Consider the following 22,015-nt stretch of genomic DNA (forward strand, 5'->3'; position numbering starts at 1 on the left):
GCCGGGGCGGTTGGCTGGGCGTCGAACCGTCCCGCGAGCCGGAAAAACCCCTGATCGACCACCACAGACAGCCACGCGGGTGACCACCGATGGTTCTGGAAAAGGAAATCCCGGCGTTCGTGTCCTGGTTCGGACCGGCGTTCGCCCAATACCTCCTCGCCGTGAGCCTCGTCGCCGTGATCGCCGCGATGCTCGCCTGGCTCGCCCAGTCGGCCTCGGTCGGGCCGCTCGTGGCCGGTGACCGCGTCTACCGGGGGGTGATCGGCGGCATCGGCGACCTTTTGCGGATGAGCCCGCGGCGCGTGTGGGCGCTGGCCCGACTGGCGATCCAGGAATCGCTCCGCCGCAACGTGCTGGTGGTGCTCGGGCTGTTCGCGCTGATCGTCCTGTTCGCCGGCTGGTTCCTCGATCCGGCCAGCGTCAATCCCGGAAAGCTGTATCTGGGGTTCATCCTCGCCGCCACCAATCTGCTGGTCTGCCTGGTGACGTTGATTCTCTCAGTGTTCAGCCTGCCGGCCGATTTCAAGGCCAAGGCGATCCAGACGGTGACCACCAAGCCGGTCCGCACCGGCGAGATCGTCCTCGGGCGAATGCTCGGCTTCTCCCTCGTCGGGACGGCGCTGCTGGCGGTGATGGGATTGGTCGGCTGGGCGTTCGTCGTGCGCAGCGTGCAGCACGGCCACACGCTCGACGACAACGACATCGCCGAGATCCGTGCCACCGCCAAGAACGCGGCCGCGGGTGCACCGGCCACCGTGGTCGGCTCCGAGGGACGGACGAGCCTCGACCGTGGCCACCGGCACCGGGTCGAGCTCGGGACCGACGGCACGGGCCAGACCGACTTCCTCCAGGGGCATCGCCACACCGTGACCCGCACGGCCGCCGGCGGGTACGAGGTCGGTCCCCCGATCGGTCTCCTCGAGGCCCGGCGGCCGCTGCGCGGCAAGCTCCGCTTCCTCGATCGCGAAGGGCGGCCGAGCACGCGCGGCATCAGTGTCGGTTCGGAGTGGGGCTACCGGCAGTTCATCGAGGGGGGCAAGCTGGCAGCGGCGATCTGGGAGTTCGACGGCATTTTCGAGGGCCGGTTCCCCGACGGGCTACCGCTGGAAATGACCGTCCGCGTGTTCCGGACGCACAAGGGGGACATCGAAAAGGGAGTCGCCGGCAGCGTTCGGCTGCGCAACCCGACGTCGGGCTTGCAGACCGACCCGTTCTATTTCACCGCCAAGGAATTCACGATCGACTCGCTGACGATCCCCCGGGCCGTCAGCGCGACGACCGCCGAAGGGACGAGGCAGGTCGATCTGTACCGGGATGTCGTCTCCGACGGCCGTGTCGAGGTCGTGCTCCAGTGCCTCGAGCCGTCGCAGTACTTCGGCGTCGCCCAGGCCGATTTCTATCTCCGTACCGGCAGCGGTTCGTTCGCCTTCAACTACGCGAAGAGTTGCCTCGGGATCTGGTTCTCGATGCTCCTGGTGACGGCGCTGGGGGTGATGTTCAGCACGTTCCTCGCCGGGCCGGTCGCCCTCCTGGCGACGCTCGCCGTGGTGATGGTGGGGCAGTTCCGGGAGTTCATCAACCGCCTGTTCGCGAGCCAGGTCACCGGGGACTCGACGATCGTCCCGGGCGGCGGACCGATCGAATCGCTGTACAGGATCGTGACCCAGATGAGCATCACCCTCCAGCTCGACGAGACGCCGGCGGTGCAGGTGATGAAGGCGGTCGACACGGCGCTGCTGGCACCGATGCGGCTCGGAGCCGCGCTGTTCCCGTCGCTGTCGGCGTTGGGAACCGGCGATTTCGTCGCCGGTGGGTTCGACATCCCCTTCGATCTGGTGGCAGCCCACGGGGCGGAGACGTTCGGCTACCTGCTGGCGTTCTTCATTGCCGGGGCGTTGTGTCTGAAGGCGCGTGAGGTGGCATCATGAGCGATTTGCCAGGACGGGGTTCGCGGGGGACGGCGGGGACGTGGCTGGGATTGCGGCGGGGCACGCTGGTGGCCCTGGTGGCGATCGCCGTCCTCCTCGTGCCGTTGGCGCTGCTGAGCCTGCCGGCCGATGCGGAGAGCCCGGGAGGGCTGTTGGCCAGGCAGCGGCTGGCGTACGGCCTGTCGCAGGCCAATCTCGGCGAGATCGATCCGACGAGCGAGACGATCCGGCTGGCGACGCTCGGCCTGAAGAACATCGCCGTCACGCTGCTCTGGGATCGGGCGAATCACTACAAGAAAGTCGAGGACTGGACCAACCTCTCGGCGACGCTCGAGCAGATGACCAAACTGCAGCCGAACTTCTACTCGGTGTGGGACTTCCAGGCCCACAACCTCTCCTACAACATCTCGGTGGAGTTCGACGACTACCACGACCGCTATTCCTGGGTCATGAAGGGGATCGAGTTCCTCCGCCAGGGCATCGGCTACAACACCAACGAACCGCGCCTGTTCGGAAGGATGGGGTGGTTCATCGGGCAGAAGATCGGCAAGGCCGACGAGAAGGTGCAGTACCGCCGGCTGTTCAAGACCGACGACGATTTCCACGAGCGCGACCGCAAGGGGGGGCGTGTCCCTGCCGACCGTGACAACTGGCTCGTCGGGCGCGAAAAGTATCTCGAGGGGCAGCAGCTCGTCGACAAGGGGGCGCCGCTCCGCACCACCGCGCTGATCTTCCACAGCGAGCCGATGATGACGGCGATCAACCACGCCCGCGCGATCGAGGAGGAGGGGGTGTTCGGCAACGTCGCCCGCGACGCCTGGGCGCAGGCGGGGAGCGACATGATGAAGTTCGCCGAACGCGAGATCCCCACCACCTGGAACGTCCCGATCCAGTTGCTGATGCGCGAGACGAAGCTGACCCGCGCGGAGCAACTCCAGGGCGAGCTCGAGGCGCTGCTCCCGGGGCAGTTCGCGGCGCTCGAAGCGAAGCTTCGCGACGGCCTGTCGGATGCCCAGAAGGCGGCCCTCGCGGTGCCGCCTGCCGATCGCACCGAAGACCAGGCGAAGACGGCCTACGAGGCGACGGTGGCGACGGCGGTGAACTGGCCGATGGTCGCCCGACAGGCCCCGGCCGACGCCCGCGACAAGGCGCGGCAACTCGCCGCCGAGTACGTCGAGGCGGCGGAGACGGCGGAGATCATCGCCCGTTACCGCGAGATCGTGAACTTCGACTACTGGAAAGCGGCCTGCGAAGCGGAGGTCACCGAGGCGGCGCTCGAGGCCCGCGAGCAGACGTGGCTCGCCGGCCAGGAATTCGACGCCGCCCGTCTGCAGAATGCGCGCAAGGCCTACGAGACTGCGTTCGCCTCGTGGCGGAAGGTCCTCGACAGCTCGGAAATCCTCCGCAACGACCAGATCGGCAACGACGAACTGGTCGAGGTGATCTTCAAGTACCGGCGGCTCCTCGAACAACTCGACGAGCCGTTCCCGGTGCCGTTCATTCTCCAGGACGTCCTCACTCGCGCCCCGGCTCCGCCGGAGCCCCCTGCGGACCAGCCGCGGCAGCGTCCGGAGCCCCCCCAGCGGCCCGTCCCGATCCCGGAAGGCTTCGAGCCGGCGAAGTGACCGACGGGGCGGCCGTCACGAGCGCCTGACGAGCAGCTTGTCGATGCGTCGACCGTCCATGTCGACGACCTCGAGAACGAGTCCGTTCCAGGTCGCCGTGTCTCCCACCGCCGGGATCCGCTCGAGCGTCGCCAGCACCAGCCCGGAGACGGTCGAGTAGTCGCGGGGCAGCGACTCGACACGGATCCCGCAGGTCTCGACGAGGTCCTCGACGCTGGCACTGCCGTCGACGAGCCACGAGCCGTCTTCGCGGCGCGTGAATCGGGCGGCGGTGTGGCCGTGCTCGTCGTGGATCTCGCCGACGAGCTCCTCGAAGACGTCCTCCATCGTCACCAGACCCTCCGTGCCGCCGTATTCGTCGAGCACGATGGCGAGCTGGTTGCGCTCCTTCTGAAACAGCTCGAGAAGCCGGTCGAGCGGCATCGACTCCGGGACGAACAGGGGCTTGTGCATCATCCGTCGCAGCTCGATCGGCCAGCCCATCCAGCTGTGGCGGAGGACGTCCTTGATAGACACGTAGCCGAGGATGTGGTCGAGCGAACCCTGGTAGACGGGCAGCCGGGAGTAGCCCGCCATCGCGATCGCACCGACGATCTCGTCGGCCGGGGTGTCGATGTCGAGGGCGTCGAGATCGATCCGGGGCCGCATGATGTCGCGGACGCTGCGCTCGCCCAGCCGCAGCGCCTCGGCGGCAACCGCCTGCTCGACCGCTTCGAGGACCCCTTCGGCCCGCCCGGCCTCGAGGAGGTGCTCGATGTCGTCGACCGACACGCTCGGCTCGGCACCTCGGTTGGCGCCGAGGAGGAACAGCACCGCCGAGGTCGCCTGCGACAGCCCCCAGACCAGCGGCGTCGCCAGCCGGGCGAACAGCGACATCGCCGGCGCGACCGCGCGGGCGACCGCTTCCGCGCGGCGCAGGGCGAGCCGCTTCGGCACCAACTCGCCGAGCAGGAGGGTGAAGAACGACAGCAGCCCGACGAACGTCACCAGGGCGATCGTGTGGGCCCAGGGGACCAGCGCCGGTGGCCCGAGCCGGGCGATGCCCGTGGCAATGTCGCTGACGATCCGGTTGCCGCCGTACGCCGCCGCCAGCGTGCCGACCAGCGTGATCCCGACCTGGACAGTGGGGAGGAACCGATCGGGGCTCGAAGCGAGGTCGAGGGCGATCCGCGCCGCGCGATCGCCCCCTTCGGCGATGTCGGCGAGGCGACCGCGCCGGCTGGCGACGATCGCCATCTCGGCTCCGGAGAAGAAGCCGTTGGCGAGGATCAGGGCGAAGACGATGACCAATTCCACGATCATGGGGCAGGGGCGGTCCGGTGCGGTGCGGCGACGGTCGCCTGGGGATCACATGGTGGCGGCTTCGCGGTTGATGACCGCGAGATTGTCGCGGTGCACCACCTCGTCGTACGGGCAGTAGCCGAGCACCGAAGCGATCGCCTCGGTCTTCAGGCCGGCGATCCGCCGCAGGTCGTCGGCCGGGTAATTGACCAGCCCCCGGGCGAACGGCCGTCGGTCGGAGCCGGCGACCGCGACGGTGTCGCCGACGGCGAATTCCCCCTCGACCTCGACGACGCCGGCCGCCAGCAGGCTGCGCCCGTGGTCGGCAAGCGCCCGGCGGGCACCGTCGTCGACGAGCAACACGCCGCGCGCGTCCGCCGACCACCCCAGCCAACGTTTCCGCGCCGGCATGGTCGTCGGCCTTCCGAGAAACAGCGTCCCCACCGGCTCGCCGCGGATGATCCGCTCGAGGACGTGGTCGTCGCGACCGGAGGCGATCAGGCAATGCCCGCCGGCCTCGGTGACGATCCGTGCGGCGGCGATCTTGCTGGCCATGCCCCCCTTCGACACGCCACCGAGACTGTCGCGCGCGAGACCCTCGACGGCGGCGTCGACGGCGGTGATCTCGGGCAGCAGCCGCGCTCCCGGTTCGGCGGGGTGCCGGTCGAACAACCCGTCGACGTCGGACAGGAGCACCAGCAGCGGCGCGCCGACCAGCGTCGCCACCTGGGCGGCGAGGCGGTCGTTGTCACCGAAGCTCGACCGCAGTTCCTCGACGCTGACCGTGTCGTTCTCGTTGATGATCGGCACGGCCCCGTAATCGACCAGGGCCCGGAGCGTGTTGCGGATGTTGAGGTAGCGGGTCCGCTGCCGGAGGTCGTCGGCCACCAGCAGGACCTGGGCGGCGTGGCGGCCCCGGGAGCGCAGGGCGCGCTCGTAGGCCTCGACGAGGCAGCTTTGGCCGATCGCGGCCACCGCCTGGAGATGGGCCAGCTCCTGCGGCCGGCTCGCCAGACCGAGCCGGCCCATGCCGGCTCCGACGGCGCCCGAGCTGACCAGGACGATCTCCCGACCGGCCGCCAGCAGGGTGTCGAATTGACGGCACAACGCCTCGATCCGCCGATCGTCGAGCAGCCCGGCGGAGGTTGTCAGGACGCGCGTGCCGACCTTGACCACGATCAGGGTCGCAGCCTCGATGACGGCGTGGCGGTGTGACGGATCCATGGCATCCTGCCTGCGGCAGGCCGCGTCACGGGGCGGTTCACGGGCGGCATCCTACTCGCTCGTCATGGCCCGCGGCCACACCTGCCCGCCGGCGGTGGGCGCGGCGGCGGCTGAGCCGTATAGTTCGGGCGGCGTCCGAGCCGCGACCGGATCCGTTCCCACAGTCCCGCCGTGCGGGTGAGTGCCGGTGAGCGACCTCCACCACGAATGCGGGATTGCGGCGATCTACCATCTCGGCACCGCGTCCGCAGGGACCGCCGACGTGGCCAGGCTCGTGCCGCGGATGCTGCTCGACATGCAGAACCGCGGCCAATTGTCGGCCGGGATGACCGCTTGGAATCCCGAGCGCAACCAATTGCTCGTCACCCACAAGGACGTGGGCAGCGTCACCGAGGTGTTCCGCATGAGCCAGCGGCACCCGTTCGAGTCGCTGATGCAGCAACTCACGGGCCGGGCGGCGATCGGCCACGTGCGCTATGCGACCTGCGGAGCCGACGACCCGGGCTACGCCCAGCCGCTCGAGCGTCCCCACATCCAAAAGCGCAAGTGGTTCGCCTTCGGCTTCAACGGTCAACTCGCCAACTACCCGCAGCTCCGCGCCGAGATCCTCGCCGACGGCGATAACCACCTCGCCCGCGACAACGACACCGAAGTCATCATGCACGCCATCGGCCGCGAGCTGTCGGGGGACGCCGATCCCGATCCGGCCGAGCTGCTCGCGGCGATCTCGGCCCGCTTCGACGGTGCCTGGAACATCGCCCTCCTCGATGCCTGCGGCCGGATGATCGTCGCCCGCGATCCCCTCGGGATCCGCCCGATGGAGTACGCGATCGACGGCGGGGTGATGGCGGCGGCGAGCGAGAGCGTCGCGCTGATCAACCTCGGCTTTCCGACCTCGTCGATCCGCTCACTCGAGCCGGGAACGGCCCTCGTGGTCGATCGCCAGGGTGCGCGGACCGTGCGCTTCGCCGCCCCACGCCCCCGGGCCCACTGTTTCTTCGAGTGGATCTACTTCGCCAACGTCGCCAGCACGATGGACGAGCGCAGCGTGTATCTGGTGCGCAAGCATCTCGGCGAGGAATTGGCACGCCTCGAGACGGTGCCGATCGACGCCGATACGGTGGTGGTGCCGGTGCCCGACACGAGCAAGGCCGCGGCCGACGCGATGGCCTACCGGTTGGCGATCCCGAGCGTCGAGGGGCTGATCCGCAACCGCTACACGGGGCGCACGTTCATCGACGGTCCGGCGAGCCGGCGCCAGAAGGCCGAGTCGAAGTACACTCCGCTCCGCGAGGTCCTCGAGGGGAAGCGCGTCCTGCTCGTCGAGGATTCGATCGTCCGCAGCACCACCATGAAGGTGCTCCTCGGGCGGATGCGGTCGCTCGGCGGGGCGCGCGAGATCCATGTCCGCATCGCCTGCCCGCCGATCATCGCCCCCTGTTTCTACGGCATCGACATGTCGACGATCGACGAGCTGTTCGCACCGGCGTTCCTGCGCGACGGCGTGCTCACCGACGACGCCCAGGCCGAGATGGCCCACCGCCTCGGGGCCGATTCGCTGCGCTACCTGCCGCTCGACGCGATCGCCCGCTCGATCGGTCTTGGCCAGGATCAGCTCTGCCAAGCCTGCCTCACGGGTCGCTATCCGACCGCCGCGGGAACGCGGCTCTACCAGATCGCGCTCGACCAGCGTGCCTGTGGCGTCACCGGCCGGACCTACGAGGCGGCCGCGGCGCGCACCTGACGCCGGTCGGCAGGCCGGCATCCGCTCCGCTCCCGCCCTGTCGTTCCTCCGCCTTGCCCACCGGACCACGATGACGCCCGACCTCCCCGCCGCACCGCTGACCTTCACGCCCCGGTACCAGACCCGCGTCTGGGGTGGGAGGCTCTTCGAGACGGCCCTCGGCCGCACCCTCCCCGACGATCGACCGTACGGCGCATCGTGGGAGCTGTCCGACCGCCCCGACTGCCAGAGCGTGGTGGCCACCGGAGAGCTTGCCGGGACGACGCTCCACGACCTCTGGAGCCGCCACCGGCGCGCGATCTTCGGGGACATGCTGGCCGACCATCCTGCCGCTCGGTTCCCGCTGCTCGTCAAGGTGCTCGACTGCGCCGACGACCTCTCGATCCAGGTGCATCCCCCCGCCGCGATCGCCCCCGCCCTGGCCGGCGAACCGAAGTCGGAGATGTGGCATTTCGTCGGCGTCCGCCCGGGAGCCCGCCTGTATGCGGGCCTGCGCCACGGCGTGACCCGCGACCGATTCGAGGCGGCCCTCTCCGCCGGCACCGTGGCCGAGTGCGTCCACGCCCTGGAACCGGCCGTGGGCGACAGCCTGATGGTGCACAGTGGCCGGTTGCACGCGCTCGGCGGCGGCCTGCTGGTGTTCGAGATCCAGCAGAACAGCGACACCACCTACCGCGTGTTCGACTGGAACCGCGTCGGCCTCGACGGGCGGCCGCGTCAGCTGCACGTCGCGGAGTCGTTGCGCTGCATCGACTTCGACGATTTCGAACCCGATCTCCGGCGCGCCGCCGACGGCAACCCTCTCGCTTCCTGCACCCACTTCCGGGTCGACCGGCTCCCCGGAGCGACTCCCGTCCCCTCCTCCGGGATGCGGCTGGTGATGGCGGTCGATCGCCTCTCCTGGGCGGGGACGGTGATCGCCCCGGGGAGCGTGGCGCTGTGGCCGGCCTGTCTGCCTGCCGCGCCGGAGATCGGCGGCGGGGCGTGGCTCGAGATCGTCGTCTGAGCGCCGACGGCGGGCGTCAGCCCGGAGGTGGCGAAGGCCGCTCTTCGCGTACGACCCGGGCCGCGGCTCCGGTCCGGACCAGCGCCGCCCGCCACACCGGTGCGCCGGCGAGGCGCGTGCGCCGCTCGAAGTGCGTGCGGTAGTCGAGATCGTGCGTCGGCTCGGTCGCGGGGACATCCCGGGGGGGAGCGAAACAGCCGGTCGCGGCAGCGAGGTCGAGCGATTCGCGGAAGTACTCCTCGACGTCGGTCCAGACGTGGAGCACGCCGTCCGCCCCGAGGACCCTGCCGACATGGTCGAGAAAGATCGCGGAGAGGACGCGGCGCTTCTTGTGGCGGGCCTTCCACCACGGGTCGGGGAAATAGACATGGACCGCGGCCAGGCACCCGTCGGGGAGGCCGGAGCGGACGAGCAGGCCGGCGTCGCCGTGCGCGACGCGGGCGTTGGTGAGGCGGGCCCGGGCGAGCCGGCCGGCCGCGAGCCGGGCGTAGCCGAAGGCGATCTCCGTGCCCAGGTAGAGGCGCTGCGGCTGTGCCGCGGCCGCCGTGGCGAGGAACAGGCCCTTGCCGCTGCCCACCTCCAGTTCGACCGGAGAAGCACCGGTGGGAAACAACTCGGCAGGGAAGCAGGGAGTGGGAAGGTCGGCGATCCGCAGGAGGTGCCACGACACGTCCAGGGCACGGTCGGGCTTCTTGGCACCACGGCGCGGCATCGGGGATCCTGGAACGGCGGAGCGTGGGCGTGATCCGTGGCTCGCGCGGGCGCGGCGGCGCCGTGGGGCGACCGCGCCCGCCGCTGCGGTACCGCCGTCAACCGGCGTGCGCGTTGCCGGCCGTGGCCGACTGGACGAGGAAGTCGACAGGCAGCGGCACACCCTTGATGACGCCGTCGACGACGATGCTGTCGCGGACGAGCCCCTGGAACCGGCAGACGATCATCGCCCGCGGACGGACACGGATGCGTTCGACGGTGATCACCAACCGGTCGCCGGGGCGGACCGGTTCGCGGAACCGCACGTCTTCCATGCCGCCGAAACCGATCATCTGGGCATCGAGCAGGTTGTATTTCTGCGTGAAATAGCTGGAGAGCTGGGCGGCCGCCTCGCACATCATCACGCCGGGCATCACCGCCACCTCGGGGAAGTGACCCCGAACCCAGAACTCGTCGGGAGTCACGTCCTTGTAGCCGACGCACAGCCCGCGCGAGCGGTCCTCGAAGACGATCGCCGTGAGTTGCTCCATCTCGAAACGCTGCCGGTTCCACTGACGGATCTCCGTGATGCCGGCGATCACGCGGGAAACGTCGTAGGCGGAGGGATCGATGATGTAGTCGCGCGGTGCCACGATCTCGTTCTCGTCGGGAACGGGCCCCCGTGACGCGGAGAACCCGGGAAAGGACACCCTGTGGACCGGCGACCCAGGGGAGGCAACGGCCGATGGTGTGGAAAGGTGCGTGCCGGCCACGGCCCTCGCAGCCGTCGGTCCCGGTCGATGCACCCCACCGGAACGCTGCCGACGGTGCTCTCGCGTGCAGCGGGAGCCGCGACCGACCGGCCGGCCTCCGAACCGGCTCAGGTGCGGATGTGTTTCCGTTTCAGTCGCCGTGCCTTGCTGTTGGCAGGACGGGCGCCGTGATTGGCCTTTTTGAGGCCGCGGTGGGGTTTGGCCATGGATCGTTCCGATCGGACTCCTGGAAGGTGCATCGGGGGGTTGTACCACGGCGGCGCGGCGGCCGCCATGCCGGCCGTCACCCGGCCGAACCCCGCGGGGGCGTGGTCGATGGTCGAGCCTCGCCCGCGGCCCGCTCCTCCGCCTCGATCGCCTCGCGGAGACCCGTGCGGACCACCTCGACGAACCCGGCCGCGAGGAAACCGAACAGGGCCCCGATCACGGCGCTCGACACGCCGCCGAAGACGGCGCCGGCGGGCGATGCCCGGGTGGCCATCACCAGCGCCGTGGTGCCCATGGCCCCGCCGCAGATCGCACCCACGGTGGCCGACACCGGCACCGTGCGGCCGAGCGATTCGCGCCGTTCCAGCCGTGACGGCACGGCGGTCGGCACGGGAACCTGTTCGAGGGCCCGGTCGCCGCGCGAGCGGCGGCGGCGGATCGCCCCGTCGGTCTGATCACGGAGGCGCGTGCCGACGAAGTTACCGGCGACATGCAGGCCGATGCTCGCCAGGAGCACGACGACCGCCAGCCAGCCGGCGACACCGAGCCAGCCCACCGCGGCGGCGGCCACGCCGAGCAGGACGGTCAGACGGGTGTACGTGCCGAGCTGCATGGACTGCTCCCGACACGATGATAGCAGTCCGCCGGCCGGCGACCGCCACAGCTCAGAAGCCACGGCGCACGGCGTCTTCCGAGTAGATCGGCAGCAGCCGGTAGTAGACCTCGAGTGTCAGCACAGCCAGCGCCGTGTGGGCCAGACGGCCCCCTGGCGCCGTCTCCGCGTCGGTAAACCACCAACTGCCCGCCTCGTGCCCGGCCCGGCCCTGGAGGGCGACGAGCTGATCCCGGTGACGGGCGTTCCACCTTGGCCAACCGGGGTGGTCGGTCTGGAGGAGGGCCTGCGACAGGTAGAAGTTGGTGTAGATCGCCTGCGGGTCGGGGCCGGTGCGCACCAGCCCGTCGAGTCCTTCGCGCAGGCGGCGGTCGTCGCGCGGCCAACCGGTGTAGACGCGGCAGAGGAGGCCGATCGCCGACGTCGCCGGTTTGGCGGCGGGCGTCCGGTAGCCGTAGGCGGAACCTCCGCGCGACTGGACCGAATCGAGGAACCGACGGATCCCGGCGATCGTCGGCGACGGAGCCTCCTGGCCGGCGAGCTGACAGCTCTTGAGCGCCACCAGTTGCCAGGCGGTGACCGTGATGTCGCCGGCCTGACCCGGCAGGTAGCGCCAGCCGCCACCGTGGAGATCCTGCGAGGTCTCGATGAACCGGATCGCACCCGCCACCGGGCGCTCGAGGAGCGCGTCGCCGGTCATGCCGAGCGCCTCGGCGAGGGCCAGTGTCGTCACGCCCTGGCCATACATGGTGCCTTCGCAGAAGTCGCTCCCCCGGGGGGTCGTCCGCTCGCGGCTGAGCAGGTAATAAATCCCGCGCGCCACCGTCTCCTGGTAGGGGCCGGCCGTGTGCGTGTGGCCGGCTCCGAGAAACGGCAACAGCGCCAGGCCGGTGCTCGCCGTCGTGCTCGACAACGTGCCCGGAGCACGGCAAGCGCCGTCGCAGCGGCAGTCGGCGAGGTCGAAGCGCCACGATCCGTCGGTGGCCTGGTGACGCGCCAGCCATGCCAGGCCGCGTTCGACCGCCGCGTCGCTGGCCGGCGAGGCGCCGGCCGCCCCGCTTCCGGCATCGGTTCCGCGCCCCGCGCCGAAGCGCCGCCGGGCGGCGAAGGGATCGCCGTCGGCGGCTGCCCCCGGCGCCGCCGGGGCACCGGGGCGGTGAGCGACCGGCTGCACGTGCCCCGCATTGGCGGTGGGAACACCGGTCTCGGCCGACGGTTCGACGAGCGGTTGCTCGACCACCGCGGCGGCCTCCGTCGCCGGTGCGGTCACCACGGCGATGTCCGCTGCGGGGGCCTCTGGTCCGGCCGCTTCGGCAGGGTGTGCCGCCGCGGCCGGACCACGGCCATCCGCGGAGTCGGCGGCGTCGCCGGTGCCGATGTCGATGACCAGCGCCAGCGGCCGGCCGGTCCGGGGGCCGCGGACGGTGAGGAGCGAGAGGACGATCAGCGCCGCGAGTTGGACCAGCAGGCTGGCGTAGCCCGAGCGGACCTGCGGGCTGGTGAGGACCCGCTCCAGGCGGGTCGCCGTGCCCCCGTCGCCGGCTGTGGTGGGACGCCGTTCCGTATCCTCGACGGCACCCTCGGCGGCCACGGTCGACTCTCCCGGTGACGGCGACCCTGCGGGCGCGGTGATGGCCGCGCACGTCACCCGGGAGGATCATCGACAACCGGCCGCGGTCGGCTGGAGACCGGGGCGGCCGGTCCCGGCTACTCGCGGAAGTCTTCCTCGACGCTCTGCTGCCCGTAGATCGGCAGGTGGCGGTAGTAGACCTCGAGGATCATCGCCGACAGCGCGGTGCAGTACAGCCGTCCGGCCGCGTCGGCACCGTGGCCGCTGTCGACGCCGTCGTACCAGCTCCCCGCCTCGTGGCCGCGCTTGGCCTGCGTATTGAGGAGCAGGTCGCGCATCCGGGTGTTCCACGCGGTCCAGGCGTCGCCCTCGAGGTGGTGAAGGACCTGCGTGGCGTAGTAGTTGTGGTACAGGTCCTTCGACGGACCCGCCTTGGCGAGGTTCGCGACGCCGCGCTGGAGAGCGGGGTTGTTCTTCTTCCACCCGAGGTACATCCGGCACAGCAGGCCGACGGCGTTCCGCGCCGGCCCGGGGGTCGACTTGTCGGTGTAGCCGTAGGCGGCGCCGTCGTCGGACTGCACCGAGTCGAGGAACGCCACCGCCTTCTTCACGGTCAGCGGATTGACGCGGAGATTCGCCATGTCGCCGCTCTTCAGTGCCATCAATTGCCAGCCGACCGCCGAGGTGTCGCCGGGTTGCTTCGGCGAATAGCGCCAGCCGCCGCCCACCGGATCCTGGGCAGTCATGATGAAGTTCAGCGCCAACTGCGCGGGGAGCTGGAGGCGCGGGTCCTTCGACATCGCGTAGGACTCCGAGAGGACGATCCCCGCGAGCCCCTGCGAGTACAGTGTGCCATCCTCACCGTAGCACTTCCCCTCTCCCTTGAGCGACATCCCGGCGAGGAACGCGATCCCGGCGTCGAGCTGCTTTTTGTACGGGCCCTCGCGGTGCGTGTAGCCGCGGCCGAGGAACGGCAGCAGCGCCAGCGCTGTCGCCCCGCAGCGGTCCTTCGCCCGCGACTTCCCCGAGTGCGAGCACTGGCCCTGGCAGCTCGGGCAGGCGGCGAGGTCGAACGACCAACCGCCGTCGGGCATCTGATGGGAGATGAACCATTTCAATGCCGCCTCGACGGCCGCCTCCGTCTGTGCGTTGCCGCCGCCGGCGAGAACGAGCTGTTGCCGCATCTTCGGATCAGTGCGGCCACCGAGGCCCCCCGCCTGCCCCGCGATCCCGCCGACGCCGGCGAGCAGATCGCTCGGCTGCACCATCTCGCTGCCGAAGTCGCTCAGTTCGACCGCCACGGCAGGTGCCGAGAGATCCTCGGCGTCGGCCACCACCTGGACGTTCTCGACCGCCGCATCGGGGACGACTACCGGGTCGGTCACTTCCTCCATCGGCAACTGATCGGGCATCTCGTCGGCGAGGTCGCCGATGTCCTCGGCGCTCTCCGGGGCGTTGGAGACGATCATCTTCGGGCGCAGGTCGGCCTTGGGGGCCTCGGAGACGATCAGCGCCATCGCCAGCAGGATGATGATGTGGACGAGCATCGACACCGCCCAGGCTGGAACCTGGCGGAGAAGGCCCGCGGCGAGGCCGCGCCCGCTACCCGGGTCGGAGTGCACGCCGGCGGCACCGGTCGAAGAAATGGTCTGCCCAGCCATGAGCGGTCACCGTCGACGATGGTTCGCCCGGACGACCCGCGCGCGTGTTCGCGGGCCCGTCCCGGCTGCCCCGAAGCCCCCTGGGCATCATAGTGGCGCCCCCAGGGCCCGCAAATCGGCGGCCACAGAGGCCCCGGACCGGTCGGATGCCGGAGACGACTGGCGGGGGCGGTCCGGCCGCGGTACCCTCTTGTTTTTCCGACACGCTGGCAGCGGGTGGAGTGGGGTCATGGCCAAGGGCAAGAAGAAACTCGAAGTCGTCCACCTGGTTTGCGAGGAGAGCGGCGACCACAACTACACGCTCCGCAAGAAGACCGGCGGCGAGAAGCTGAAGGTCAAGAAGTACTCGCCGCGGCTGCGGAAGCACACGCTCCACCTCGAGAAGAAGAAGTAGCCGTCGGCCTGCGGCGCCTCCTGGTCAGCCGACTTCGTCGAGGACGGCCGGCAGCGTCTCCGGATCGGTAGACACGACCCGATCCGCCCGTCGGCCGAACCAGCCTGGGCGGATGCCCGGTGCCGATCGGCCGGTCGCTCCGTCGGCGAGCAGCACCACGCGGCACTCGGCACGTCGGCGGAACGTTCCGCTCCCTGGACGGATCACGACGTCGATCTCGCACGCCCCCCCTGGAGCGGCCTGCGGAGCCCCGCCGAGAAGCGCCGCGAGCGCCCGGCCGACTGCGGTCGTCGGCAGATCCGGCGGTAGGCCCCAGACGATCTGCCCGCAGGGGCGCCTCACGAGCCCCGCGCGACACTTCGTCAACCGCCCGCGGCGGAGGAAGTAACCGACGTTCGCACCGTCCCGCCACCGCGGCGTGGCGCTGGGATCGGTCGGGTGCCAGACGTGGTAGGTCATCGTCCGGTCGATGATCGGCTCGAGCCGGACGCCGGCGGCTCGGAGGCGCAGTCCCAGGTCGTCGTCTTCCTGGCCCCAGCCGCGGAACCGCTCGTCGAAGCCGTTGACGGCGACGTAGTCGTCGCGCCAGACGGCGAAGTTGCCGCCGGCGAGGCGCGGTTTGGTGGGGTGGCGGAGCCAGGAGTGCCAGCGCTGTTTGCGGAGCCGGCGCGCCACGGCCTCCCGCTCGGCCCGGGGAACCCGCGCGGACAGGGCGTGCCAGTCGACGGGCCCCGGTTCGAGGTCGCGGCTGGCCTCCTCGGGGAGGCGCACGCAGTAGCCGAGCAGCGCCGTACCGCGCTGCCGCCGCGCCAGGTAGGCGGCGACATGGTCCGGGGGGAGGATGCAATCGCCGTCGAGGAACAGCAGCGTCTCTCCGCCGGCCAGCAGCGCCCCGCGGTTGCGGACCCGCGCTAGCCGGAAGCCGTCGCGCTGCTCGGTGGTGAAGCGCACGGGGAACGGCACGCGCGCGGCGAAGGCGGCGACGACCGCGGCCGTGTCGTCGGTCGAGCCGTCGTCGCTGACGACGACGTCGAAACGCCCCGCGACCCCCTCCTGGGCGGCGATCGACGCGAGCACCAGCCCCAGGTGCCGCGGGCGCTGGTGGGTGTTGACCACCAGCGAGATGTCGCACCGCGCGGGGGTGGGGGCGGTCATGGCACGAGTCGCTCGAGGAGTGCCGCCGGACCGTGGACGGCCCCGACCGCCCGACCCAGCGCGGCGGCGGCGTGCCTGTAATGGTCGGCGTGCCGCGCCACCTCGGCCAGGGCGGCGGGAACGTCGGCGACATCGTCGACGATCACGCCCGCGGCCCCCGCCGGTGGCGGGGCGCCGCCGGCCAGCGCGTCGATCGCGATCCGGTCGATCGCCACCTCCGCCGCGGCGCGGACCGGCCCGACGTGAACGGTCATGGTCCGGGGCGTCGCGACCGGCCGGAGCGGAAACAGCACGGCCGTCGTCCGACCCGCCGACGGTGCACAGGCGACCGTGGCGGGGAGCGGCGGGGCATCGTCGTCGTCGGTGGCACAGGCCAGCCGGAGCGGCGGTTCGGCGAGGGCATCGGTGCCGTCGCACGCCCATGCCACGTCCACCACCAGCGCCGTGGTCCCCGCCGGCACGGCGCAGCGCACGGCGAGCCCCGGGTGGCGGACGGTCATGGCGCGAACGAGCCCCAGCCGCTGGCTGGCGGCGCCGGCGGCGATCCGCGCGACATGGTCAGCCTGTGCGCCGGCGAGTTGCCGGGCCATCCAGCCCCCGCCGGTGACGATCGGCACCGCCCCGGCGACGAGCGTTTCGAGGAGGATCGCCGAGAGCCGCGTGCGGTAGCGGTCCTGATCGTAGGCCAGCAGGGCGACGTCGGCGCGGCGCAGCTGGCCGATGTAGGCCGCGTCGTCGAGCGGCCCGTCGACGAGCTCGACGCTCGGCCGGTCACCGAGTTCCGCCAGGCAGCGGCGCACCGCTTCGTGCCCGGGCGCGGTCGAGGTGGCGGCGAAGCCCGGATTGCACTGCACGGCGAACGTCACCGCGGCCGCCAGCACCGGCCGCGCCGCGACCGCGTCGACGATCCCGGCGAGATGGTGGCTGTTCTTCTCCGGGCGGGCGTCGCCGAGCGCCGCGACCCGCAGGGGCCCCGCGGCGGAGCGCTGCCCCGGCGGTGGCGGCGGAACGACGACCGGGTAGGGCAGCACGCCACAGGGTGCCACGCCGAGCCGGGTGTACTGCGCCGCCAGCTCGGGCGTCGTGGCGTGGAACGCGAGCCGGTGGGGGGCGGCCTCGTGCACGGCCCCCGCCAGCAGCCGCCGCACGCGCTCCAACCGCCCGACCTGCCGCGGCCGATCGGTGCGGAAGCCGCGTTCGATCGCGGTGTGGAACAGCACGTGGCAGCCGATGCCGACGGGCAACGGGGACCGCGCCAGCGCCCGAGCCAGCCCCGCGGCTTCGAGTTCCGACGCGGTCGTCACGAACACCACGTCGCCGGCACGCAGGTCGGCCAGCGCCGGGAGCACGCCGCGCGCGAAGCCCTCGATCCGCTCCTCGCGGCGGCGCTGCCGGTGCCAAGCGGCCCACGGCAGCTCGGGACGAAACCGGCGCCGGCCGCGCTCGTCGAGCCGGTCGAGTTCGCCGGCGGCGGTCACCTTGGAGTGTGGACCGAACGGCAGCGTCGCCTGGACGGCGCACTCTTCCGGGATCCCGGCACCGGCGACGAATCCGCGCCGCGCGACGATCGTGCAGCGGCGCTGGCCGGCAACGCCCAGCAGCGCGGAGACGAACCGGCCGGCATGGCTCCCCGCCGCCCCCGGGGCCGAGGGCTCGAGGCAGGGCTCGACGATCACCAGCCGCGGGTCGGAAGCGCTCACGACTCCACCCCGTCACGCCGCCAGACGTCGTCGAGCAGTCGCTCGAGGGGGGCGGCGTCGCCGAGGGGCGCCAGCGCGATCTCCACGGCGACGACCGGCAGGGTGAACGCCTCCGGGCTCAGCTTCACCATGTCCTTGAGGGTCGTGACGAGCACCTCGGCCCCGAGGCCGGCACCCCACGCGCCGAGCCGATGCTGGTCGGAAGCGTCGTAGCGATGGTGATCGGGGAAGGCGTGGAAGCCGAGCGGAGCCGCACCGCGGCCGACCAGCATCGCGCGGAAGGGGGCGGGATTGCCGATCCCGGCGAACGCCGCCACGCGCCTGCCGGCGAGCCACTCCAGCGGCCGGAGCGCCCCGTCGAGGCCGCGCAACCCGACCGGCTCGTGGTCCGTCTCCAGCCAGACCAGCGGCCGGGCGCCGCTGGCACGCACGACGGCGGCGTGGATCTCGCGACGGCGCTCGTGCGCGACGGCGGAGGCGCGGGTGAGGACCACGGCGTCGGCGCGGCGGAGCGCCGCCACCGGCTCGCGCAGCAGACCGCGCGGGAAGAGGTGGCCGCAGCCGTCGGGATCGGTGGCGTCGACGGCGACGATGTCGACGGTTCGGGCGAGCCGCCGGTGCTGGAAGCCGTCGTCGAGGATCGCCACCTCGGCTCCCCCGGCGACGGCCCGGGCGACGGCAGCGACCCGGTCACGGTCGGCGACGTGCGGCACGTCGGGGAGCACCACCGCCAGCTCGGCGGCCTCGTCGCTGGGTTCTCCGGCCAGTGCGCCGTAGCCACGGCTGACGATCGCCACACGCCGTGACCGGCGGCGGTAGGCGCGAGCGATCCACGACACCAGCGGGGTCTTGCCGGTGCCGCCGAGCGTGAGGTTGCCCACCGACACCACCGGAACGTCCGCGCGGCGGATGCCGAGAAGCCCGGTGTCGTAGGCGCGATTCCGCAGGCCGACCACCGCGCCATAGGGGATCGCCACCCCGGCGAGCACGCCGCGGGCGAGCGCCGGGCCGACCCCGGTCAGAGAGCCGTCGACGAGCCGACGGAACGACTCGGCATCGGGCAGGAGACGCATGGCGGCGGGTCGGCAGGGGGACGGTGGACGCGCCGCACAGATATCGCAGGCCCCGGCACCGATCGGCAATGGCAGCCGGCGCGTGGGCCCGGCCGCTTTGCCCGCGGGCCGGCGGGGCGATCGACCGATATACTGGATGCGAGTCGCTGCTGCCGCCGGCCGCGGCGATCGGAGGACCGCCGATGGCGTCCGTGATCCCGCCCCCCGATGCCGCCGCAGCCGTCGCCGATCCACCGGCCGACGTGCCCCGCCCGGCGCCGGCCGCCGGCGTCGAGGCGTTGACCGTCCGCGAGTGGACCCCCGGCGCCGCGGGCGAAGGCGCGAACTCCGACGCCTACCTCGCCGGCCGGCTCGCCGCTGCCTCTGCCGACTACAAGGGGGTCGCGTTCACCACGTTCATCCTCGGTGCCACGCTCGGGGCGATCGGGTGGCTGGCTTGCGGCGGGCTCGTCGAGCACTGGCTGGTCGTGGGGGGGCTTCCGCGGCCCGTCCGGTGGGCATGGCTGGGCGCCGGTCTGGTGGGCCTGGCGGCCGCGGCGCTCCGCTGGCTGTTGCCGTTGGTGCGCTACCGCGTCAATCTCGTCTACGCGGCACGGCAGATCGAACGCGAGCATCCCGAACTGCACAACGACCTGGTGAACACGGTCCTGGTCCGGGCCCGGCCCGCAGGCAGCGCGCCGGTGGTCGTGACGTCGCTCAAGCGGCGGACGGCGCGGCAACTCGCCGACTTCGCCGCGGGCACCACCATCGACTGGACGATGGCCCTCCGCCTCACCTACGCCCTGCTGGCGGCGGTGGTGCTTGTGGGGCTGTACGAAGTGCTCGCGCCCAAGAGCCTGCTGGTGTCGGGGGCTCGGCTGCTGGCGCCATGGATCGGCTGGGCTGCGCCATCGCGGGTGCAGATCGACAGTCCGCAATTGGCGTGGCGGATGCCCAACGGGGCCGCAGCCGACGATCCTTCCAAGGATGGGCGCGGGAGCGGGGCCGATCCCCGCCGCAAGGTGGCGATCGACGGGGGCCGGGCGGTTGTCGTCCGCGGACGGCAACTCGAGACCAGCGCCGCGATCCGTGGCCTGCGGTCGGGCGAGGAGCCGGTCTGCCGGATCACTCCGCTGAACGAGGCGGGGCTTCCCGATCCGCACGGCGCGCCCTGGGAGGTGGCGATGCGCGCCACCGCCGACGCCGACGGCGGCGGGCGCCTGTACACGGCGCTCTTGCCCGACGCCGCCCGCGGGCTCGATCGGTCGCTCGCCGTCGCGATCGCCGCCGGCGACAGCCACACCGAGCCGGTGCGGGTGTCGGTGGTCGACGCGCCGTCGCTGCTGGTGCGTGAGGTCCGCTACGACTTTCCGCCGTACACGCGCCGCGGACCGGAAACGGCTGCGTGGCAGGGGGACCTCCGCGCTGTTGAGGAGACGCTCGCCACGCTCACCGTCGAGGCCAACCAACCCCTCGACCAGGCCTGGATCGACTTCCGCTGCGACGGCCAACGCGACCTGAAAATCAAGCTCTCCGGGACGAGTGCCCGCCACGGAACGGTGTCGTTTCCGCTCCGCCTCAACGGCGACCGGACGGCCCCCGAGCATCCCACGTATCGCCTCCTCTTCCAGCAGGCGGGGAGCGACGATGGCGTGCTGGCCGACAGTCTCGAACACCGCATCGAGGTGATCGCCGACCTCGCCCCGGAGATCGCCATCGAGGAACCGACTGATTCACCGTTGCGCGTGCCGCCGGGGAGCCCGGTGGCGGTGCGCGTCCGGGCCAACGATCCCGACTTCGGCCTGGCGCGGGTCGGCGTCGAGACGCGGATCAAGGGAGCCGGACAAGTGACGCCGATCGTGCTCCTCGAGGAACCCCGCGAAGGGGTGTTCAAGGGGACGGCACGGCTAATCCCCGACAAACTGGGCGCCGGCCCGGGGAGCGTCCTGGAATACCGTGGATTCGCGATCGATACCCGTCCCCAGGAAATCAACGTCGCCCGTTCACCGTGGCAGGAACTGCAGATCGACGCGGCTGCCAAGCCCCAGCAGCGCCCCGCCGATCAACCCGGCATCCCCGATGATCCTGACCGCCAGGGAGCCAGGAAACAGGGCGCGCGCGACGCCGACCAGCGCGGCGGGCGCGAGGGGGCGGAGGGGGGCCGCGAGCGGCAGGATGGTGGTCAGCGGCAGGACGACGGCGGGTCCGAGGATCAGCAGCAACCCGACCAGCGCGACGCCGGCCAGCAGGCGCGCCAGCGCCCCGGCGGCGATCGCGACCGGAACAGGGAAAACGACGATCAGCAGCGTCCGCAGCAGCAGCAACGCGATCGAGGCCAGGACGGCGACGAACCGGCCAGCGATGGCGGTGGCGGAGAAGGACAGCAGGCCGGAGAGGGGGAGCAGGGAGCGGGGCAGGGCAACGCTGGCCGGGGCGAAGAGGGACGCGCGGGGAGATCGGGTGGACGTCAGCAGGGGCAGCCCCGCGCCGGTGCCGACGGTGAGGCATCGGCGGAGTCGGGTGGGCAGTCCGGTTCGACGGATGGGCAGCGGGGCGCGGGGCGAGGCGGTTCGTCGGACGACCAGCGCGATGGGCAGTCGGGTGCGGACGGTCAGGACGCGTCCGGCACCGACGGCGGCGACGGGCGGCCGGCCAACTCCGGTGGACGGTCCGCGCAGCGGTCCGGACGCGACGGCGCCGATGCAGACCGTGTCGCCGCCGATGGCACCGACGACGGCACCGCGATGGAGCGGATCCTCGCCGACCGCCAGGCTGCCGGGGCCGACGGCGGCGCCGCGGACGACGCGCGGGGGCAGCGTGGCGATGGCGATCGTGCTGGCCAGCCCGAGGGGGACCGGCGCGGCGATGAGCAGGGCGGGCAACGTCGCGACGATCGAAAGCGTCCCGGCCAGGACGGCGTGAGCTCCGACCGCAACGGCGGGGAGAACGCGGGCGATGGCTCGGGTGCCGATCGTGCACGACCCGGTGACCAGCGCGGGAGAGGCGGCGAACCGGGCGCTGGCGATGCGCAGGCTGGCACCGATGCCGCTGCGAACGGGGCCGATCGCCCGGGCTCCCGCGATCCAGAAGACGGCCGTGGGGAGCAAACCCCCGGCATGCGCGATCAAAAGCCGGCACCGGGGCAAGAACCGGGTGGCGACGGCGACCAAGCGGGGATGCCCCAGGGAGACGGAGCCAATCAAGGCGACGGTCAACGCCGTGGCGACGATCGCCCCGGTCAGCAGCAGGGCGGCGGAGAGCAGCAGGGTGGCGGAGAGCAGCAAGGTGGTGGAGAGCAGCAAGGTGGTGGAGAGCAGCAAGGTGGTGGAGAGCAGCAAGGCGGTGGAGAGCAGCAAGGTGGTGGAGAGCAGCAAGGCGGTGGAGAGCAGCAA

14 protein-coding genes and 1 pseudogene are annotated in these 22,015 nt (G+C 71.7%); 6 read left to right on the forward strand and 9 right to left on the reverse strand.

Annotated features, from left to right (window positions below):
• Window positions 1–89 precede the first annotated feature (89 nt).
• Complete coding sequence (locus FJ309_12630) at window positions 90–1,928, forward strand: hypothetical protein (GenBank protein MBM3955443.1); 1,839 nt, start codon at window positions 90–92, stop codon at window positions 1,926–1,928.
• Window positions 1,925–3,553 (forward strand): hypothetical protein, encoded by a 1,629-nt coding sequence (locus tag FJ309_12635; GenBank protein MBM3955444.1) that lies wholly within the window; start codon window positions 1,925–1,927, stop codon window positions 3,551–3,553. The genes FJ309_12630 and FJ309_12635 overlap by 4 nt, the downstream gene beginning before the upstream one ends.
• A 15-nt stretch (window positions 3,554–3,568) precedes the next feature.
• Here FJ309_12635 and FJ309_12640 read toward each other — a convergent pair whose 3' ends face one another.
• Both FJ309_12640 and proB read right to left on the reverse strand, forming a co-directional pair.
• Window positions 3,569–4,855 (reverse strand): HlyC/CorC family transporter, encoded by a 1,287-nt coding sequence (locus FJ309_12640; protein ID MBM3955445.1) that lies wholly within the window; start codon window positions 4,853–4,855, stop codon window positions 3,569–3,571.
• Window positions 4,856–4,900: 45 nt separating this feature from the next.
• On the reverse strand, window positions 4,901–6,058 hold the full coding sequence (gene proB, locus FJ309_12645; GenBank protein MBM3955446.1) for a glutamate 5-kinase: 1,158 nt from the start codon (window positions 6,056–6,058) through the stop codon (window positions 4,901–4,903).
• 187 nt (window positions 6,059–6,245) lie between these two features.
• Between proB and FJ309_12650 the strand changes: the two genes are divergently transcribed.
• The gene (locus tag FJ309_12650; protein ID MBM3955447.1) at window positions 6,246–7,802 is read left to right on the forward strand and encodes an amidophosphoribosyltransferase; all 1,557 of its coding nucleotides are present in this window, start codon (window positions 6,246–6,248) and stop codon (window positions 7,800–7,802) included.
• A 70-nt stretch (window positions 7,803–7,872) separates the two neighbouring features.
• Window positions 7,873–8,808, forward strand: coding sequence for a mannose-6-phosphate isomerase (locus FJ309_12655; protein ID MBM3955448.1), 936 nt, complete (start codon window positions 7,873–7,875; stop codon window positions 8,806–8,808).
• Between the two features lie 16 nt (window positions 8,809–8,824).
• Here FJ309_12655 and FJ309_12660 read toward each other — a convergent pair whose 3' ends face one another.
• The 5 genes from FJ309_12660 to FJ309_12680 all read right to left on the reverse strand — a co-directional run bounded on the left by FJ309_12660 (window position 8,825) and on the right by FJ309_12680 (window position 14,322).
• On the reverse strand, window positions 8,825–9,520 hold the full coding sequence (locus FJ309_12660) for a tRNA (guanosine(46)-N7)-methyltransferase TrmB (GenBank protein MBM3955449.1): 696 nt from the start codon (window positions 9,518–9,520) through the stop codon (window positions 8,825–8,827).
• 97 nt (window positions 9,521–9,617) lie between these two features.
• Window positions 9,618–10,151 (reverse strand): beta-hydroxyacyl-ACP dehydratase, encoded by a 534-nt coding sequence (locus FJ309_12665; GenBank protein ID MBM3955450.1) that lies wholly within the window; start codon window positions 10,149–10,151, stop codon window positions 9,618–9,620.
• 403 nt (window positions 10,152–10,554) lie between these two features.
• Complete coding sequence (locus FJ309_12670) at window positions 10,555–11,091, reverse strand: hypothetical protein (GenBank protein MBM3955451.1); 537 nt, start codon at window positions 11,089–11,091, stop codon at window positions 10,555–10,557.
• Between the two features lie 52 nt (window positions 11,092–11,143).
• Window positions 11,144–12,682, reverse strand: coding sequence for a terpene cyclase/mutase family protein (locus FJ309_12675; protein ID MBM3955452.1), 1,539 nt, complete (start codon window positions 12,680–12,682; stop codon window positions 11,144–11,146).
• Between the two features lie 116 nt (window positions 12,683–12,798).
• Complete coding sequence (locus FJ309_12680) at window positions 12,799–14,322, reverse strand: terpene cyclase/mutase family protein (protein ID MBM3955453.1); 1,524 nt, start codon at window positions 14,320–14,322, stop codon at window positions 12,799–12,801.
• Window positions 14,323–14,551: 229 nt separating this feature from the next.
• Between FJ309_12680 and rpmG the strand changes: the two genes are divergently transcribed.
• Window positions 14,552–14,716, forward strand: a complete 165-nt coding sequence (rpmG, locus tag FJ309_12685; GenBank protein MBM3955454.1) for a 50S ribosomal protein L33 — start codon at window positions 14,552–14,554, stop codon at window positions 14,714–14,716.
• A gap of 24 nt (window positions 14,717–14,740) precedes the next feature.
• Here the strand turns inward: rpmG and FJ309_12690 are convergent, their stop codons facing one another.
• Window positions 14,741–16,294, reverse strand: a complete 1,554-nt coding sequence (locus FJ309_12690; GenBank protein MBM3955455.1) for a glycosyltransferase — start codon at window positions 16,292–16,294, stop codon at window positions 14,741–14,743.
• A 1,273-nt stretch (window positions 16,295–17,567) separates the two neighbouring features.
• Window positions 17,568–18,644, reverse strand: a complete 1,077-nt coding sequence (gene lpxK, locus FJ309_12695; GenBank protein ID MBM3955456.1) for a tetraacyldisaccharide 4'-kinase — start codon at window positions 18,642–18,644, stop codon at window positions 17,568–17,570.
• Between the two features lie 3,296 nt (window positions 18,645–21,940).
• Between lpxK and FJ309_12700 the strand changes: the two are divergent.
• Window positions 21,941–22,015: pseudogene (locus tag FJ309_12700) on the forward strand (single-stranded DNA-binding protein).

This window comes from Planctomycetota bacterium (assembly GCA_016872555.1).
GTDB lineage: Bacteria > Planctomycetota > Planctomycetia > Pirellulales > UBA1268 > F1-20-MAGs016.

What these genes read in the sequence shown, in the direction of transcription:
- rpmG (MBM3955454.1), top strand. Translation starts at nt 14,552, where the DNA reads ATGGCCAAGGGCAAGAAGAAACTCGAAGTCGTCCACCTGGTTTGCGAG.
- FJ309_12680 (MBM3955453.1), bottom strand. Translation starts at nt 14,322, where the DNA reads ATGGCTGGGCAGACCATTTCTTCGACCGGTGCCGCCGGCGTGCACTCC.
- FJ309_12635 (MBM3955444.1), top strand. Translation starts at nt 1,925, where the DNA reads ATGAGCGATTTGCCAGGACGGGGTTCGCGGGGGACGGCGGGGACGTGG.
- FJ309_12640 (MBM3955445.1), bottom strand. Translation starts at nt 4,855, where the DNA reads ATGATCGTGGAATTGGTCATCGTCTTCGCCCTGATCCTCGCCAACGGC.
- FJ309_12690 (MBM3955455.1), bottom strand. Translation starts at nt 16,294, where the DNA reads ATGGGCGTGCGACGGCACCGATGCCCTCGCCGAACCGCCGCTCCGGCT.
- proB (MBM3955446.1), bottom strand. Translation starts at nt 6,058, where the DNA reads ATGGATCCGTCACACCGCCACGCCGTCATCGAGGCTGCGACCCTGATC.
- FJ309_12630 (MBM3955443.1), top strand. Translation starts at nt 90, where the DNA reads ATGGTTCTGGAAAAGGAAATCCCGGCGTTCGTGTCCTGGTTCGGACCG.
- lpxK (MBM3955456.1), bottom strand. Translation starts at nt 18,644, where the DNA reads ATGCGTCTCCTGCCCGATGCCGAGTCGTTCCGTCGGCTCGTCGACGGC.
- FJ309_12655 (MBM3955448.1), top strand. Translation starts at nt 7,873, where the DNA reads ATGACGCCCGACCTCCCCGCCGCACCGCTGACCTTCACGCCCCGGTAC.
- FJ309_12660 (MBM3955449.1), bottom strand. Translation starts at nt 9,520, where the DNA reads ATGCCGCGCCGTGGTGCCAAGAAGCCCGACCGTGCCCTGGACGTGTCG.
- FJ309_12670 (MBM3955451.1), bottom strand. Translation starts at nt 11,091, where the DNA reads ATGCAGCTCGGCACGTACACCCGTCTGACCGTCCTGCTCGGCGTGGCC.